The following is a 16,679-nucleotide window of genomic DNA, read 5'->3' on the forward strand; positions in this document are numbered from 1 at the left end:
ACCACCTCTGCCGCAGCACGATGGCGCCGCGGTCATCATGACCCACGAGGTGGAACGAGTTCTTGCCGATATCGATGCCGATCACGGCGATCGCTGCGTTGAGTTTCTGAGACATGGCGTGCTCCTCGTCTTGAGCGCCCCTTGCCAGTTTCTCGTACTGGCAGGGCCGGAGCACGGCCGGACCATTCCATTAGCAGATATGGAGCCTCGCCATTACCAGTTGGGGAACTTGAAACGTAAATAGGAAGAAAGCACTACCGCAAATATGCCAACTACCGTTGTTGCCGCGCCTGCATATTCTCTTGCCCGCCGCTGTAGCGGATCGAAAGCCGCGCAAACTAAGCAAATTGCGACGACGGCAATCGCAATTGAAACGATCAACCCAACCGTGACATTCATGCCCGGCTGTCCGACAACACTGCCAATCTTATCAGATAGCGGTGCGATCTTTTCGTGAACCGTGAGGACCGGCATTGCAGAAGCTGTAATCACCACAATGGCGATATACGGACCGACTATGGGCGACCAAATCGCAGCGAGCGAGCAGGATGCCGAAAATGACTGCAATGGGCTTCATGATGCTATCTCGTACCTCACTATCGAGGCACTTCCGCCATTGTCTCTAGCCGACTTCGGACGCAATCGCCGCTGATATCCGAGATTGGGCGGGCGGGTGCAGCCATCTATCCAGATAGTACAACGGCACCATTCCGACCAAGTGAATCGCTGTGCCGGCCATCAGTGGAACAGCGCCATAGACCAGACCCAAGTAAAATGTGACCGGAGCGAGGGTAAACGTGAGCAGGGAGATGATAGTCAGAAGCGTCAGAAAGATGCAGATAGGAGCGCCGAGGAAGTAGCGGGCGAGCATCCATTTATCAATTGCGTTGCGCTTTCGTGTCACGCTCATTGCCTGGCCGAAAGCGAGGAAGAATGCGATGAATGGGGTCAGCGTCGGAAGCAACCCCAACGCGCCTATCCAAACGCGCACTAGGTCAGGATAGAGTGGCCGAATCGTCACCACAGCCAGATATGCCACGGTCGTGGTCCAGATCGTCAGGTAGGCGACAACAACTGCCTTCGTTCGAACGTTCATGACCTGTCTCATGCGCAACAAGCGGGGCCGAGCAACCCAAAGATCAAAAATCGCCTCATGAGGCAAATTTAGTCGAAACTGCCGAGATGATCGTGGTCTGGACGGGTTTACCGTTAACAAACTCAACATCCACCGAATTAAAGTGGCACTTCCGCTGTTGGCACATCGCGAAATTTCCTGCCATGCAAAACTCGGTCGCTATCGGGGCATGGCGGACATCGAGCAAGCCCTCACCCCGTTCAATTTGGCTGAAGCTACCGACTAGAGGTCCCGGCCATCTACGTCTTTCTTTCCGGCTGCAAAGACGTGGATGCCCGGCACAAGGCCGGGCATGACGAGTCTGAGGTGCGATCTTGCGTAAGACTACGGCCGCAAAATCGCCGCCCCCGTCGTCGCACGGCTCTCAAGCTCCGTATGCGCCTTCGCCGCATCCTTCAGCGCATACGCATGATTGATCGGCACGTGGAGCTTGCCGTTGATGACGGCGGCGAACAGCGTGTCGGCGCCTTCGAGCAGTTCCTTGCGGGTAGAGACGTAGTCGTTGAGTTTTGGCCGCGTCGCGAACAGCGAGCCGTGATTGTTGAGTTCGGCGAGCGGGAACGGCGGTACCGGGCCGGAGGCGTTGCCAAAACTCACGAACAGGCCGCGTGGCCGCAAGCACGACAGCGAGCCCGGGAAAGTGGTCTTGCCGACGCCGTCATAGACGACATCGCAAAGTTCGTTGCGGCTGATCTGTTTGACCCGCGCCACGAAGTCCTCCTCATTGTAGAGGATGACGTGGTCGCAGCCATTGGCGAGCGCGAGGTCGGCTTTTGGCTTGGAGCCCACGGTACCGATCACATGCGCGCCGAGCGCCTTTGCCCACTGGCAGGCGAGTAAGCCAATGCCGCCCGCGGCGGCATGGATCAGCACCCGGTGGCCGGGCTCGACCTTGAAGGTCTTGTGCAGGAGGTACCAGACCGTCAGCCCCTTGAGCATCAAGACGGCGCCCTGCTCGTAGGTGATATGGTCGGGCAGCTTGACCAGCTTGTCCGCCGGGATCACCCGCTCGCTGGCGTAGCCGCCGAGCGTGAAATAGTAGGCGACGCGATCGCCGGGGTGAAAATTGGTGACGCCCGTCCCGACCGCCACGACCTCGCCCGCGGCTTCGTTTCCGGCGATGAACGGCAGTCCCGGCGCCTTGTAGAGGCCGGTGCGGAAGTAGACGTCGATGAAATTCAGGCCGACGGCGTGCTGACGGATACGGACCTCGCCCGGTCCCGGCGCCGGCACGTCCACGTCCTCATACACCAGGGCTTCCGGACCCCCCACCTTGTGCACGCGCACGGCCTTGGTCATGACAGTCTCTCCCTCGGTATTTCCTGAAGCACCCAACTTGAAAGCGAAACGAAAGCCATCGCCGCCCGGATGTCAACTCGCCGGCCGAAACCGGCTACCGGGCGGCCTTCCGGCGGTTGCGCCTGGCGAGCACATTGAACAGTTCGACGGCGGCCGCGAACAGCATGGCAAAATAGATGTAGCCGCGCGGGATATGGAATTGGAAACCGTCCGCGACCAGCGCCACGCCAATCAGCACCAGGAACGCCAGCGCCAGCATTTTTGTGGTCGGATGATTTGCCACAAACCGCGCCACCGGGCCCGACGAGACGTACATGACGATGCACGCGATCACGACGGCCGCGATCATGATTTCGAGATCCTGCGCCATGCCGATCGCGGTGATGATTGAGTCCAGCGAAAACACCATGTCGATGATGATGATCTGAACGATCACCCAGAAAAATGCGCTGGCCTTTGGTTCGCCATCAGGTTCGGCGTCGCCGGCCTCGACCTCGCCATGTATTTCATGCGTCGCCTTGGCAATCAGGAACGCCCCGCCGCCTATCAGGATGATGTCGCGCCACGAAAACTCGACGTTTCTCACGGTGACGACGGGCTCCGTCAGGCCGATCAGCCACACCAGCACGCTGAGCAGTATGATGCGAAACACCAGCGCAAGAAGCAAACCGATCTGGCGTGCGCGTTTGGCCTGCGCGGGAGGAATGCGCGACACGATCACCGAAATGAAAATGACATTGTCGATGCCGAGCACGATTTCCAGCGCCGTCAATGTCAGCAGCGCTGCCCAGGCTTCCGGGCTCGTCAGTAATTCCATCATGCCTTGAACGACTTTATTCGCCGGATCACCGCGTCACTTCCTATTATGTAGACCGCGATAGCGCACAACCCCGCGACGATCGGAGCGCCCACGTCGAAATCGCGGGCGAGCGTATATATCGCGAGCACGGCTCCGATGGCCATCAGCCACAGGGTCAGCCAGCGCAGACGCACCACCCGGACCGGGTGCACGACATGAAACGGGGCGAATGTGAGCGCGATCAGAACAGCGATGCCGAGGCTGGAAAGCACGGGCGGCAAGTGTAGCAAGAACAAATAAAACGCCGCGACGTTCCACAGCGCCGGGAAGCCGCGGAAGTGATTGTCCGACGCCTTCATGCGCCGGTCCGCGAAATAGAGCGCACCCGACACCATAATGCCGATGCCGAGAATCGGCGCCACCACCGGCAGCAGCATCCCGCTAGCGGTGATGGCATAGGCCGGCACGAAGACGTAGGTCACGTAATCGACGACGAGATCGAGCACCTCGCCCGACCAGTTCGGCTGCAACCGAACGACCTCCAGTTTTCGCGCCAGCGGGCCATCGATCGCATCGATGATCAAGGCGACGCCAAGCCAGCCGAACATGTTGGCCCAGTGTTCGCGCACGGCCTCCAGCATCGCCAGCAACGCAATGCCCGCGCCCATCGCCGTGAAGACATGCACGGCGAATGCTGCGGTCCGCATTCGGTTGGTCGCGGGTGCGGAATCTGGCTCGGTTGTCGGGTCCATTGCTCCGGCAGTGCTATCAGGAATCGCTTCGATTTGCATATCGGCGCTTGCGGCGTTCCGCCGCGCGATAGGGCGGAAACATTTCGGCCAGTTGATGGCTTGAAAATGCCGCCCCGAACGTCGATTGTCCCAATATGAACGATGCATCGCAAGTTTATGACGCCGCCGTGATCGGCGGCGGTCCGGCGGGATTGACCGCGGCCATCGCGCTGGCCGCGACTGGCGCGAGAACCGCCCTGCTCGCCCGCCGTGTCCCCTATGCCGACAACCGCACCACGGCGCTGCTCGGGGCTTCCACCGAGCTGCTCGAACGCCTGGAGGTCTGGTCCCGCTGCCGCGACAAGGCCGCCGCCTTGCGGACCATGCGCCTCGTCGATGACACCGGCCGGTTGATCCGCGCGCCCGAGGTGCGATTTTCCTCGGAGGAGATCGGTCTCGAACAGTTCGGCTACAACATCGACAACCGCTCGCTGATGGTCGCCCTCGAAGAGCGCGCCGCCGGGCTTTCGAACCTGACCCGATTTGACGATGAGGCGGCAACGATCGATCCGCAGGACGCGATCGTCACCATTCATACCGGCAAGGGCGAGCAGCTCACCGCGCGGCTGGTGATCGGCGCCGACGGGCGGCAATCGCCTTCCCGCGAGGCGGCCGGAATCGGCATCAGCCGCCGCGACCTGCACCAGTCGGCGCTGACCTTCAACATTTCCCATTCGCGGCCGCACAACGGCATCTCCACCGAGTTTCACACTCCGCAAGGTCCGTGCGTATTCGTGCCCCTGCCCGGCAACCGCTGCAGCGTGGTGTGGGTCTCGGCGACCAGGGAAGCCGAGCGGTTGATGTCGCTCAGTGACGACGAATTGTCGGAGGCCGCGGAAACGCAGTCGCACTCCATTCTCGGCCGCGTCCAGGTTGAAGCCGGCCGCAACATCTTTCCGCTGACGATCGAGCGTCCCGACCAATTCGCCAGCCATCGTGTCGCGCTGGTTGGCGAATCCGCCCATGTGGTGCCGCCGATCGGCGCGCAGGGCCTCAACATGGGATTGCGCGATGCCGCCGATATCGCCGATATCGCAGGCGGTGCGATCTCGCTCGGGGAGGATCCCGGATCGCTGGCGGTGCTGGCGCGTTATCAGTCCGCCCGCCGCGCCGACGTCGCAAGCCGGCTGATCGCCATCGATGTCGCCAACCGTTCATTGCTCAGCGATTTCTTGGGCATGCAATCGCTGCGCGCGGCGGGCATGCACCTGCTGGGTTCGTTCGGCCCGCTGCGGCGGCTCGCGATGCGCGAGGGGCTGGCGCCGACCTGGAAGCGCGTCAGCTGACTACACTGCCGTAGCCCGGGCGAGCGAAGCGACCCCGGGAACCGGTCCCCGGGGGTGCTTCGCTCGCCCGGGCTACGCGTGTTTTCTACTTTGCATGGGGTTGTTTTCGATCTTTTATGTTTCGAGAACCCGCCCCCTACGGAAACACCAGCCGGCCGCTCTGGATGAACCACATCACGCTGGTCAGCGTGACCACGGAGGCGAAGGTCCCGATCAGGACGGCGACCGACGCCGGCTCGATCCAGGTATTGTTCTGCCGCGCCATCACGAACACGTTCAGCGCCGGCGGCAGCGCTGCCATCAGGACCGCGGTCGCCGCCCACGGCTGCGCGAACGGCCCGAACAGCAGCATCAAGCCGAACACGATCAGCGGATGGACCAGCAGCTTGATCGCGATCACGCCGGGCACTTCCCAGGGCACGCGATCGAACGGGCGCAATGCCACGGTGACGCCGAGCACGAACAGCGCGGTCGGGGCGGCCGCGTTCTGCAGGAACAGCAGCGTTTTGTCGACCGCAACGGGTAATTGAATTTGTAGCGCCGCAGCGAGCGCCCCGGCGGCAGCCGACATGATCAGCGGGTTCAGCACGATCTGCCGCACGGCGACGCCAATCGCGTGCAGGAAGGACGGATGCTTGCGATCGGTCAGCGCCATCAACAGCGGCACGATCGAGAACAGGAAAATGCTGTCGCAGCAGAAGATCAGCGCCGTCGGCGCCGCCGCCTTGCTGCCAAGCACCGCCAGCGCCAGCCCCGGTCCCATGTAGCCGATATTTCCGTAGGCACCGGCAAGGCCCGAGATCGTCGCCTTGCGCAGCGAGAGGTCGCCGATGATCCGCCCTGTCACCATCGCCAGCACGAAAGCGCTGACCGTGCCGACCGTCGTCGCGATCAGGAATGGCGGGTTGTTCAGTTCGGAAAACGGTGTCTCCGACATGATGCGAAACAGCAACGCCGGCAGAGAAACGTACAGCAGGAAGAAGTTCATCCAGGCGAGCCCCGATTCCGGCAGCCCTCTGGTCTTGCCGCAGGCAAAGCCGATGAAAATCAATCCAAAATAGGGAAGCGCGAGGTTGAGGATATCGACCATCTCGAAAACGTCTTTTCGTCAGTGATTTCTGGGGCATGGCGCCGGACGTGGCCACCACATGTAAAGGTTAATTCGTCCTATTGCCCCTAGCATCGGCCACAATCATGGTCTATTCGACGGAACATGATCAAAGCGCGCACCGCCAAATTTCAGATCGGGCAGATCGTCCGCCACCGGGTGTTTTCATTCCGGGGCGTGATTTTCGACATCGATCCGGAATTCAACAATACCGAGGAATGGTGGTTGTCGATTCCCGAGGAGCTTCGGCCTCACAAGGATCAGCCGTTCTATCACCTGCTCGCGGAAAATTCGGAGTCCGAATACGTCGCCTATGTCTCCGAACAAAACCTGCTGCCGGACGATTCCGGCGAGCCGATCCGCCATTCGCAGGTGGCCGAGATCTTCGTGAAGGACAAGTCGGGCGGCTATCGCCCGCGCAATCCGTCGCTGAATTAGCGCGGCCGACGCGAGGCCGCGGGTCGGGCCTCCTCACTGACCGGCACGATAGAAGCCGAAATAAAAAAGGCGCCCTGCCCGGGCGCCTTTTGTGTTTTGTCGAGCGATGCGGCTCTTACTTCGCCGCCGGATTGGCGCCGCCGCCACCCTCGAGCTTCTTGCGCTGCTCTTCAGCACGCTTCTGCAGCTCTTCCTGCAGCTTCTTCTGGTTTTCCTCGAACACCTTCGGATCGGTCGGCGGACCGTCATAGGCCTTGGCGAATTCACCCGTGAGCGGCAGCGGCAGCGTCAGCGGCGCGCCGTTGGAATTGATCGCCTGAACAACGAGATTCTGGCCCTTCTTCAAGCTGGCGATCAGCTCGGGCGTTGCTTCGTAGTCGGACATGCAGCCGTTCTGGAAGCAGATGACGTAGGGGCCCTGCAGCGGCGCATTGCTGTCGACGATGATCCGGGTTCCGTGCACCAGCTGCATGCCGAGCGGCAGTGTCACGCGCAAGAGCTTCTTCGGCTCGCCTTCCGGCTCGATGATGACGGCGGCGATGACGGGCTGGCCGGACTCGATGCGGCCGTCCTTGCCGGTGAAGCAAACCTGCTTGGCGCCGGCTTCCTGACCCTTGAGGCAGAACTTGGTCCAGGGCGCGTAGATCAGCTGGACTTGCTGTTCCTGCGGCTGGGGGGCAGCGCCGGCGGGAGGAGCGCCAGCCGGAGGGGCTTGCGCGGCCGGAGCCTTGGGAGCGGCCTTCGGAGGCGCCTTCGGCGCGCCGGGCGCCGGCTGCTGGGCCTGCGCGCCCGAAGCGATCAACGTTGCCGACAATGCCGAGGCCGCCAACAGGGCGATGATCTGCCCACGCGGCCGGATCGACCCGGCCAAGATACGGAAATTCATTGCGGAAAACCCTTTCTGAACCGCAGCGCCCGAAACCGCTACAGGCACCGACACCTAGCCGCGCTGAGGCGGCTGTCTCGTTGGCAATTGAGGCGGATACGTGACAGGTGTTCCCGCCATCATCAATTGCCCGCCTTCAATACAGCGACAGGCGAAAAGATCAATGCCGACAGGCATCTTTGGCATTCCCCGAAGGTCCAGGCCGAAGCCTATGGTAAAGCTTTCGGGTGCGCATTTTCGAATCAAATCCCTGCCAGCCTATGACCGTTTGCGGGCGTATTCGCCTGCGTGTGTTGGCGTGTGTTGCCCTCGCGCTGGGTGTAACGCCGCTCGCGCCGTTCTGCGCAGCAAAGGCAGCCGAAAGCCACGCGCTGGCGATGCACGGCGCACCGGCCCTTCCCCCCAACTTCACGCATATGCCCTACGCCAACCCCGATGCGCCGAAGGGTGGGCGGCTGGTCTGGGGCATACTCGGAACCTTCGACAGCCTCAATCCAATGATCGTACGCGGCATCGCCGTTCAGCAGATGCGGGGCTTTGTGGTCGAGAGTCTGATGGCGCGCGGCAATGACGAGGCTTTCACGCTTTACGGCTTGCTGGCCAAAAGCGTCGAGACCGACGACGCGCGCAGCTATATCACCTTCCGCCTCGACCCCAAGGCGCGCTTCGCCGATGGCAAGCCGGTCACGGCAGACGACGTCCTGTTTTCGTGGGAGCTGCTGCGCGATAAGGGCCGCCCGAATCACCGGCAGTATTATTCCAAGGTCGCAAAGGCCGAAGCGCCAGACCCACTCACCGTGCGGTTCGATTTCGGCGGCGCCAACGACCGCGAGCTGCCGCTGATCCTCGGCCTGATGCCGGTCCTGCCGCGCCACGCGGTCGATCCCGCGACGTTCGAGGAAACCACGATGACCGGACCGATCGGTTCCGGCCCCTATAGCGTCACCGCCATCAAGCCGGGCGCCAGCGTCACGCTGACCCGCAATCCCGAATACTGGGGCCGCGACCTGCCGGTCAATCGCGGGTTGTGGAACTTCGCCGAGATCAGGCTCGACTTCTATCGCGAATCCAACGGCCTGTTCGAGGCGTTCAAGCGCGGCCTCTACGACTTCCGCGTCGAGCACGAACCGCTGCGCTGGCACGACGGCTACGATTTTCCGGCGGCCCACAACGGCGAGGTGATCCGCGATACCATTAAGATCGGGATGCCGCAGCCGTCGGAATTCCTGGTGTTCAACACGCGGCGTCCGATCTTTTCCGATATCCGCGTACGTCAGGCGCTGACGCTGTTGTTCGATTTCGAGTGGATCAACCGGAATTACTTTTTCGGGCTCTATACGCGCTCAGCGGGCTTCTTCGCCGGGTCGGAACTCTCAGCCTATGGTCGTCCGGCCGACGATCGCGAGCGCGAGCTTTTGAAACCGTTCACCGAGCGCATCCGGCCGGATATTCTCGACGGCAGCTACCGCCTGCCCGTCACCGACGGATCGGGCCGCGATCGCACGACGCTGCGCAGCGCGCTCAAATTGCTGTCGGAAGCCGGTTACGAGCTTGATGGAACCGTGTTGCGGCAGCGCGCGACCAAAGTCCCCCTCGCCTTCGAAATCCTGGTGACGACGCGCGATCAGGAGCGGATCGCACTGGCCTATCAGCGCGACCTCAAGCGCGCTGGCATCGAGGCCAGCGTTCGCGCGGTCGATCCTGTGCAGTTCGACCAGCGCCGGCTCGGCTACGAGTTCGACATGCTGCAGAACCGCTGGGATCAATCGCTATCCCCCGGCAACGAGCAGTCCTTCTACTTTGGCAGCCAGGCCGCCGACATTCCCGGCACGCGGAATTACATGGGGGCGAAGGAGCCCGCCATCGACGCCCTGATCGCGGCGCTGCTCGAGGCACGCGAGCGCCCGGCTTTCGTCTCCGCGGTACGGGCGCTCGACCGCGTCCTGATGTCGGGCTTCTACGCTATCCCCGTTATTAACGTGCAGGAGCAATGGATCGCGCGCTGGAATCGGGTAGAACGACCTGTAGCGACCGCGTTGACGGGCTATCTGCCGGAAACCTGGTGGCAGAAGCCGGGAACGAAGTGAACTCACCCAAGTGATGCAACCCCCGTGACAGAGCCGAAGTAACGCCGTGACCCAGCCCACCGCTTCGCCAACGCTCGATACATTGTTCAAACGGAACCTGGCGCGACAGCCGGATGCGCTGGCGCTGGTCGACCCCCTCAACAAGCAGCGCATCACGGGGCAGCCGCCGAAGCGTCTTACCTTCGCGCAGGCCGACCGCATGATCTCGTCGCTATCAGCGCATTTCATCGAATCCGGCTTGCCGTCGAATTCCGTGATCGCGGTTCAACTACCCAACACCATCGAATTCGCGCTCACCGTGCTCGCCGCCTTCCGCGCCGGCCTCGTCGTCGCGGTGTTGCCGCTGCTCTGGCGGCAGTCGGAATTGACCATGGCGCTCAACCGCACCGCCGCGCGGGGGATCGTGACCTCGGGCAAGATCGACGGCGTGGTCTATTCGGACATCGCCATGAACGCCGCCGCCGAAGCGTTCTCGATCCGCCATGTCTGCGGCTTTGGCAGCGACCTGCCCGAAGGCATGGCCTCGCTCGACAACGCGATTTTCCGGGAATCCCTGACCTCGCGCGCCGTGATCCAGGACGGCCGCAAGGCAGCGCTGATTTCCTTCGACGTCACCTCGGACGGCTTCCGGCCGGTTCCGCGCGCCCATCTCGGCCTGATTGCCGGCGGCCTTTCCATGTCGCTCGAAAGCGACGTGCCGCAGGGCGCAACGGTGCTGTCGGCCTTCTCGCCGATGTCGTTTGCCGGCCTTGCCTCGTCGCTGGCGGTCTGGCTCTTGTCGGGCGGAACGCTGGTGCTGCACCATCCGTTCGACGAGGAGGCGCTGGAACAACAGATCATCGAGCAGGCCTGCGATACGCTGATTGCACCGGCTCAACTGGCGCTGCGGCTGGACGAAATGGACCTCGCTGCGCGGATGCCGAGCCTGCGCAATGTCGTCGGCCTGTGGCGCACGCCGGAACAGGTCGGCTCCAGCGCGTGCTGGACCGCGCAGCAGGCGACGCTGACGGATGTCTATCTGTTCGGCGAGGCCGGATTGTTCGGCGCGCGCCGGATCGCGGAGGACGGCTCGCCGGCGCTGATCAAGCCCGGCCCCCACGGCGCGCCCCGCGAGTTGCCGGGATCGTCGATCGCGGGCGAGATCCTGCTGACGCCGCGCGGCACGTTGGGATTGCGCGGGCCGATGGTGCCGGTCGCAGCCTATGCACCGCCTCCGCCGCCGAGCGACTCCCTGATCGCCTCGCCGCCGCGCGACTACGTCGATACGGATTACGCAGCGCGGCTCGACCGCGTGACCGGCGCGATCAACATCACCGCGCCGCCGTCCGGCGTCATGGCCGTCGGCGGCTACCGCTTCCTGGCGCAGGACCTGCAAGAGTGGGCGCGGCGACTAGGCCAAGGCGCGCTCTTGACCGCATTGCCCGACCGCCTCAGCGGCCACCGGCTCGCCGGCCGCGCGCTCGACAATGCGCGCGCCCGCGACGCGCTGACAGAGCTCGGTCTTAACCCATTGATGGTAGAAGCATTTCGCGATCGGAGCAGCGCGGCCTGAGAGCCTCCAGGCGAGGCCGGCGTTGACGCCGCATTAAGCGCCGCAAACTAGAGTCGCAGGCTCCAGATGCGCGCTTGATCCGAGTTTCCCAAGATGTCCCAGCAAGGTCCGATCCTCGTCGTGTCGACCGCGAGACGGCCGTCCTTTGCCGCCACGCTCGACCTCGCGAAGCTGTTTCCGGTGGTCGAGACCGAGTGGGCGGACGCGGTGCGCGCCGTCGAACAGGTGCAACCGGCCGCCGTGCTGGCTGATACCTCCGACACCGATGCAGCTGGCCTCGCGGAGCTGGCAGCGCGGGCTGCAGCACGCCAGCCATATCTGCCGCTGATCGCGGTCGACCCGCGGCTCCCGCATCCGGACAACGTTATTCCCTTCTTTCAGACCCAAACCTCGCACCCTCAAGGCGGCTCCGACCGTCTGGTGGCCCGCCTGCGTGCCGCGCTACGCGTGCGCTCGCTCCATGCGACCGTGATGCGCCGGCGGCTGGTGCCCGCAACGTCGATGGCGCTGTCGCATATCGATCCGGCGCGCGACGCTACCGTGCTGCTGATCGGCCGCGGCGGCGCCTATCCGACATTGTCGGTCGCGCTTGGCGAGCGCACCGGCGTGGTCGGCGCACTTTCGATCGAGGCGGCGGCGAAGCATCTCAACGTCAGAGACATCGACGGCATCGTGCTCGGTGAAGGTTTCAGCCCGCGCGTGGTCGACGCCTTCCTCACCGTGCTGACGGAGGATGCCCGTTTCCGCAACCTTCCCGTCGTCGTGACGGCAAACAATCTGGCGCCGGCCTACGACCTGCCGAACCTCGAAATCGTCTCCGACGACGCCACCCTGGTGGTTGCGGCGGCGCTGCCACTGATCCGCCAACATGCCTTCGAAGCGCATCTGAGCCGCACGCTGAAGGCCATCGACGCCGACGGCCTGATCGACGCGCGGACCGGCCTGCTCACCCGGGAGGCTTTCGAGCGCGATTTCGCCAGCGCCATCTACCAGACGCAGCAGCGCGGCGGCGGATTGTCGGTTGCACGCTTTGCGTTCGATCCCGAGCATCCTCGCGCGCAATTCGACGGTGCGCGGATCATCAGCCGCCTGATGCGGCAAATGGATTTCGGCGCCGCCCAGCAAGACGGCTCGGTTGTCGTGGTCTTTGCCGAAACCGACCTGAAGACGGCACACACCATCGCGCGGCGGCTGTCGAGCGTGATGCGCCATACCAGCCACGGCACGCGCGACGCTCGATCGGAGCCGGCGGTCACCGTGGCAACGCTGCTGCCGAACGATTCCGCAAAATCGCTGCGGTCACGACTGCAGGAAGAGGCGCATCGCGCGGCGTCGTGAAGCGCCGCCAGATCTATCCCCGTCATTGCGAGCGAAGCGAAGCAATCCACGGTTCGGCTCGGGGATAGATGGATTGCTTCGCTTCGCTCGCAATGACGCGGAGATGGCGCTGCGCCTAACCATTTACGCCGCCTTCTTGCTCTCCGCGAGATTGGCGAGTTGCCGCAAGATCTCGGTCGTGCCCATCAACCGCTCCTCCGGCGTCTTCCATGTCTGCAGGAACACCACCTTCATGTCCGGTCGCACCTTCGCGGCCTGGCCGTGCTGGCGGATGAAGAACACCAGCCGGTCCGGTTGCGCGAATTTGTTGTCGCGGAACGAGATCACCGCGCCCTTCGGTCCGGCATCGACCTTCTCGACATTGGCTCTGCGGCAATAGGCCTTGATGGCCGCGACCTTGAAGAGATAGCGCACTTCATCCGGCAGCACGCCAAAGCGGTCGCGCATTTCGGCGGCGAAATTGTCGATCTCCTCGTCGGTCTCGAGATCGGCGAGCCGCCGGTACAGCGACAGCCGCACGGCGAGGTCGTTGACGTAATCCTCGGGGATCAGCACCGGCATGCCGATGGTGATCTGCGGCGACCAGCGGTCGGCCGCGGGCTCCACCACGCCGGCCTTGAGGTTGAGGATCGCCTCCTCCAGCATCGACTGATAGAGCTCGAAGCCGACTTCCTTGATGTGGCCGGACTGCTCCTCGCCGAGCAGATTGCCGGCGCCGCGGATGTCGAGGTCGTGCGAGGCCAGCTGGAAGCCCGCGCCGAGCGTTTCCAGCGACTGCAGCACTTTCAGCCGCCGCTCGGCCTGGGCTGTGATCTTCTGCTGCGCCGGCAATGTGAACAGCGCATAGGCCCGCAGCTTCGAACGCCCCACCCGGCCGCGCAGCTGATAGAGCTGCGCCAGCCCGAACATGTCGGCGCGGTGCACGATCAGCGTGTTGGCGGTCGGGATATCGAGGCCGGACTCGATGATCGTGGTCGAGAGCAGGATGTCGTATTTGCCATCGTAGAACGCCGACATGATGTCTTCGATCACGGTCGGCGGCATCTGGCCGTGCGCGACCGCGACCTTCATCTCCGGCACGTTCTTGTCGAGGAAATCCTTGACGCTGGCGAGGTCCTCGATCCGCGGCACCACGTAGAACGCCTGGCCGCCGCGGTAGCGTTCGCGCAGCAGCGCCTCGCGAATCATCAAGGGATCGTGCGGCGCCACGAAGGTGCGCACCGCGAGGCGATCGACCGGGGGCGAAGCGATGATCGAGAGGTCGCGCACGCCGGTCAGCGCCAGCTGCAGCGTGCGCGGGATCGGCGTGGCGCTCAGCGTCAGCACGTGTACTTGCGCGCGCAATTGCTTCAGCCGCTCCTTGTGGCTGACGCCAAAATGCTGTTCCTCGTCGACGATCAGAAGCCCTAAATCTCTGAACTTGATCGCCTTGCCGAGCAGCGCATGGGTGCCGACCACGATGTCGACATTACCGTCGGTCAACCCCTTCTTGACCTGCGTCAGTTCCTTGGCCGGAATCAGACGGGAGGCCTGCGCGACATTGACCGGGAAACCGCGAAAACGTTCGGCAAAATTCTTGCTGTGCTGCCGCGCGAGCAGCGTGGTCGGCACCACGACGGCGACCTGCTTGCCATCGAGCGCGACGGCAAACGCCGCGCGCAGCGCCACTTCCGTCTTGCCGAAGCCGACGTCGCCGCAGATCAGCCGGTCCATCGGCCTGCCGCTTTCGAGATCCTTCAGCGTGGACGTGATGGCCCCTAACTGGTCCTCGGTTTCCTCATACGGGAAGCGCGCGCAGAACTCGTCATAGACATGCGGCTGCACCGGCATTTTCGGCGCTTCATGCAAATGCCGCTCGGCCGCGATCTTGATCAGTTCGCCGGCAATCTCGCGGATGCGGTTCTTGAGTTTCGCCTTGCGCGCCTGCCAGCCGCCGCCGCCCAGCCTGTCGAGTTCGACATTGGCGTGGTCGGAGCCGTAGCGTGACAGCAGTTCGATGTTTTCGACCGGCAGGAACAGTTTTGTTTCGGCGGCATAATGCAGTTCGAGGCAGTCATGCGGCGCGCCGCCGACCTCGATGGTCTGCAATCCGACGAAGCGTCCGATGCCGTGCTCGACATGGACCACGAGATCGCCGGTCGAAAGGCTCGTGACCTCCGAGATGAAGTTGTCGAGCTTGCGGCTCGATTTGCGCGGCCGTACCAGGCGGTCGCCGAGAATGTCCTGCTCGCTGATGACGGCGAATTCGTCGGTCTCAAAACCGCTCTCCATGCCGACAACCGCCAGCATGGCCTCGTTACGCGGCGTCGCCTGCACCGTACGCCAGGCGTTGACGCTGGTGAGATTGGCGAGCTTGTGATCCCGCAGCATGCTACCCATGCGGTCGCGGGAGCCTTCGCTCCACAGCGTGATCACCACCTTCTTGCGCTGCGCCTGCAACGCCAGCACGTGCGCCACCACGGCTTCGAACACGTTGACCGAACCGTCGGCGCGCTCGGGCGTGAAATTGCGGCCCTGCCGCGCACCGGCGTCGAACACATCAGCGCTGCCCTCAGGCACCGCAAATGGCGTCAACCGTGCCAGTGCGGCCTCGCTGAGGCGCTCGGTCCACTCGGCTTCCGTCAGGTAGAGCCGATCCGGCGGCAATGGCTTGTAGATCGCGCCGGAGCTTGGGTGTTCCAGCGCCTCGCGCCTGGCCTCATAATAATCCTGGATCTGCTTGAAGCGTTCGCGCGCGGCGTCCTCGCTCTGCGGCTCGATCGCAACCGGCGCGCCGTCGAGATAGTCGAACAGCGTATCCATCCGCTCCTGGAACAGCGGCAGCCAATGCTCCATGCCGGGATGGCGGCGGCCCTCGCTGACGGCCTCATAGAGCAGGTCGTCGCGCTGCGGCGCGCCGAAGGTCGCGACATAGCCCATGCGAAAGCGACGGATGGTTTCGGTGACGAGCTGAAATTCCGAGACCGGAACCAGATCGAGCGCGCGCATGTCGAGCAGCGTTCGCTGGGTTTCCGCGTCGAACGTACGGATCGATTCAAGGCTGTCGCCGAAGAAGTCGAACCGCACGGGCTGGTCGAGACCGGCCGGAAACAGATCGAGGATACCGCCGCGCACAGCGTATTCGCCGGGCTCGCGCACGGTCGAGGAGCGGTTGTAGCCATTGTGCTCCAGCCAGGCCACGATCGAGTCCATCGGCACGACATGGCCGGGCGCCACCGACAGCGCCTGCGCCGCCACCACCTCGCGCGCCGGCACGCGCTGCACGATGGCGTTGACCGTCGTCAGCACGATCAGCGGCTTGTCGCTGCCCTGCAGGCGCGCCAGCCGCGCCAGCGTGGTCAGGCGCTGCGCCAGGATGCCGCCATGCGGCGATACCCGGTCATAGGGCTGGCAGTCCCAGGCCGGAAACTGCATGACCGGCAAATCGGGGGCGAAGAACTCCAGCGCCCGCGCGAGTTGCTGCATCCGCGGGCCGTCGCGGCAGACGACGGCAAGGCTGACTGCCGGCGGTTTTGGCCGTGCCGCCACCGCGCGCGCCAGATCGGATACGACCAGCCCCTCGGCGCCTTCGGCAACGTTGGCAAAGGTCAGCGCACGGCCCGGAGCCAGCAGCGCGGCAGGCGATTTGACAGGCGACTTCATGCGTCGTGATCCACGGCGCGAAACGCCTTGATGCGGTCGAACAGCGCGGTCGCATATTCCGGATCGAGCGGCGTGTCGCCGATCACCGCGGCATAGAGATCGGGATCGGGTACCTCGATCAGGCGTTCGAGTTCGGCCAATTCGTCATCGCGCATGCCCGATATCTCGGCATCCGCGAAACGGCCGAGAATGAGATCCATCTCGCGGGTACCGCGATGCCAGCAGCGGAATAAAAGCCGCTTGCGGCGGTCGTCGAGGCCACCGCTTGATCGTGTCGTACCCGTCATTTCTCTGATCCCATCCGAACGCCAAAAGCCC

The 16,679-nt window shown here is 63.7% G+C and carries 14 protein-coding genes and 1 pseudogene; 5 read left to right on the top strand and 10 right to left on the bottom strand.

The genetic code is table 11. The features are described 5' to 3' along the window. The 6 genes and pseudogenes from C7G61_RS15870 to pcsA form a co-directional block, all read right to left on the bottom strand. Window positions 1-115: pseudogene (locus C7G61_RS15870) on the bottom strand (IS110 family transposase); the annotation flags it as partial. Between the two features lie 98 nt (window positions 116-213). Then, complete coding sequence (locus tag C7G61_RS43935; protein WP_145963629.1) at window positions 214-567, bottom strand: hypothetical protein; 354 nt, start codon at window positions 565-567, stop codon at window positions 214-216. Between the two features lie 55 nt (window positions 568-622). Continuing rightward, window positions 623-1,096, bottom strand: coding sequence for a hypothetical protein (locus tag C7G61_RS15875; RefSeq protein ID WP_108515746.1), 474 nt, complete (start codon window positions 1,094-1,096; stop codon window positions 623-625). Between the two features lie 363 nt (window positions 1,097-1,459). After that, entirely contained in the window at window positions 1,460-2,434 is a 975-nt protein-coding gene (locus C7G61_RS15880) for a quinone oxidoreductase family protein (RefSeq protein ID WP_108515748.1), read from the bottom strand. Between the two features lie 94 nt (window positions 2,435-2,528). Continuing rightward, the gene (locus tag C7G61_RS15885; protein WP_108515750.1) at window positions 2,529-3,254 is read right to left on the bottom strand and encodes a TerC family protein; all 726 of its coding nucleotides are present in this window, start codon (window positions 3,252-3,254) and stop codon (window positions 2,529-2,531) included. Then, window positions 3,251-3,985 (bottom strand): phosphatidylcholine synthase, encoded by a 735-nt coding sequence (gene pcsA, locus C7G61_RS15890; RefSeq protein WP_108516306.1) that lies wholly within the window; start codon window positions 3,983-3,985, stop codon window positions 3,251-3,253. Before pcsA ends, C7G61_RS15885 begins: the two co-directional genes overlap by 4 nt. A 134-nt stretch (window positions 3,986-4,119) precedes the next feature. On the opposite strand from pcsA, the gene C7G61_RS15895 reads away from it, so the two are divergent. Beyond that, window positions 4,120-5,310, top strand: coding sequence for a UbiH/UbiF family hydroxylase (locus C7G61_RS15895; RefSeq protein WP_108515752.1), 1,191 nt, complete (start codon window positions 4,120-4,122; stop codon window positions 5,308-5,310). Window positions 5,311-5,446: 136 nt separating this feature from the next. Here C7G61_RS15895 and C7G61_RS15900 read toward each other — a convergent pair whose 3' ends face one another. Beyond that, window positions 5,447-6,400: an AEC family transporter gene (locus tag C7G61_RS15900; protein WP_108515754.1), complete on the bottom strand. Its 954-nt coding sequence runs from the start codon at window positions 6,398-6,400 to the stop codon at window positions 5,447-5,449. 123 nt (window positions 6,401-6,523) lie between these two features. Between C7G61_RS15900 and hspQ the strand changes: the two genes are divergently transcribed. Next, window positions 6,524-6,856 carry a heat shock protein HspQ gene (hspQ, locus tag C7G61_RS15905; RefSeq protein ID WP_108515756.1) on the top strand — a complete coding sequence of 111 codons (333 nt, stop codon included), beginning with the start codon at window positions 6,524-6,526 and terminating at the stop codon, window positions 6,854-6,856. 115 nt (window positions 6,857-6,971) lie between these two features. Here hspQ and C7G61_RS15910 read toward each other — a convergent pair whose 3' ends face one another. Beyond that, window positions 6,972-7,742, bottom strand: a complete 771-nt coding sequence (locus C7G61_RS15910) for an invasion associated locus B family protein (RefSeq protein ID WP_108515758.1) — start codon at window positions 7,740-7,742, stop codon at window positions 6,972-6,974. A gap of 260 nt (window positions 7,743-8,002) precedes the next feature. Between C7G61_RS15910 and C7G61_RS15915 the strand changes: the two genes are divergently transcribed. The 3 genes from C7G61_RS15915 to C7G61_RS15925 all read left to right on the top strand — a co-directional run bounded on the left by C7G61_RS15915 (window position 8,003) and on the right by C7G61_RS15925 (window position 12,719). Continuing rightward, window positions 8,003-9,829, top strand: coding sequence for an extracellular solute-binding protein (locus C7G61_RS15915; protein WP_108515760.1), 1,827 nt, complete (start codon window positions 8,003-8,005; stop codon window positions 9,827-9,829). A gap of 46 nt (window positions 9,830-9,875) precedes the next feature. Beyond that, entirely contained in the window at window positions 9,876-11,381 is a 1,506-nt protein-coding gene (locus C7G61_RS15920) for an AMP-binding protein (RefSeq protein ID WP_108515763.1), read from the top strand. A gap of 93 nt (window positions 11,382-11,474) precedes the next feature. After that, a complete protein-coding gene (locus C7G61_RS15925; RefSeq protein ID WP_108515765.1) occupies window positions 11,475-12,719 on the top strand; it encodes a hypothetical protein in 1,245 nt (414 codons plus the stop codon). Between the two features lie 123 nt (window positions 12,720-12,842). On the opposite strand, the gene mfd is transcribed toward C7G61_RS15925, so the two are convergent. Next, window positions 12,843-16,361 carry a transcription-repair coupling factor gene (gene mfd / locus C7G61_RS15930; protein WP_108515767.1) on the bottom strand — a complete coding sequence of 1,173 codons (3,519 nt, stop codon included), beginning with the start codon at window positions 16,359-16,361 and terminating at the stop codon, window positions 12,843-12,845. Further along, on the bottom strand, window positions 16,358-16,648 hold the full coding sequence (locus C7G61_RS15935; protein WP_108515769.1) for an FAD assembly factor SdhE: 291 nt from the start codon (window positions 16,646-16,648) through the stop codon (window positions 16,358-16,360). The genes mfd and C7G61_RS15935 overlap by 4 nt, the downstream gene beginning before the upstream one ends. Between the last annotated feature and the right edge of the window lie 31 nt (window positions 16,649-16,679).

It is taken from the genome of Bradyrhizobium algeriense (assembly GCF_003062295.1).
Classification (GTDB): domain Bacteria; phylum Pseudomonadota; class Alphaproteobacteria; order Rhizobiales; family Xanthobacteraceae; genus Bradyrhizobium; species Bradyrhizobium algeriense.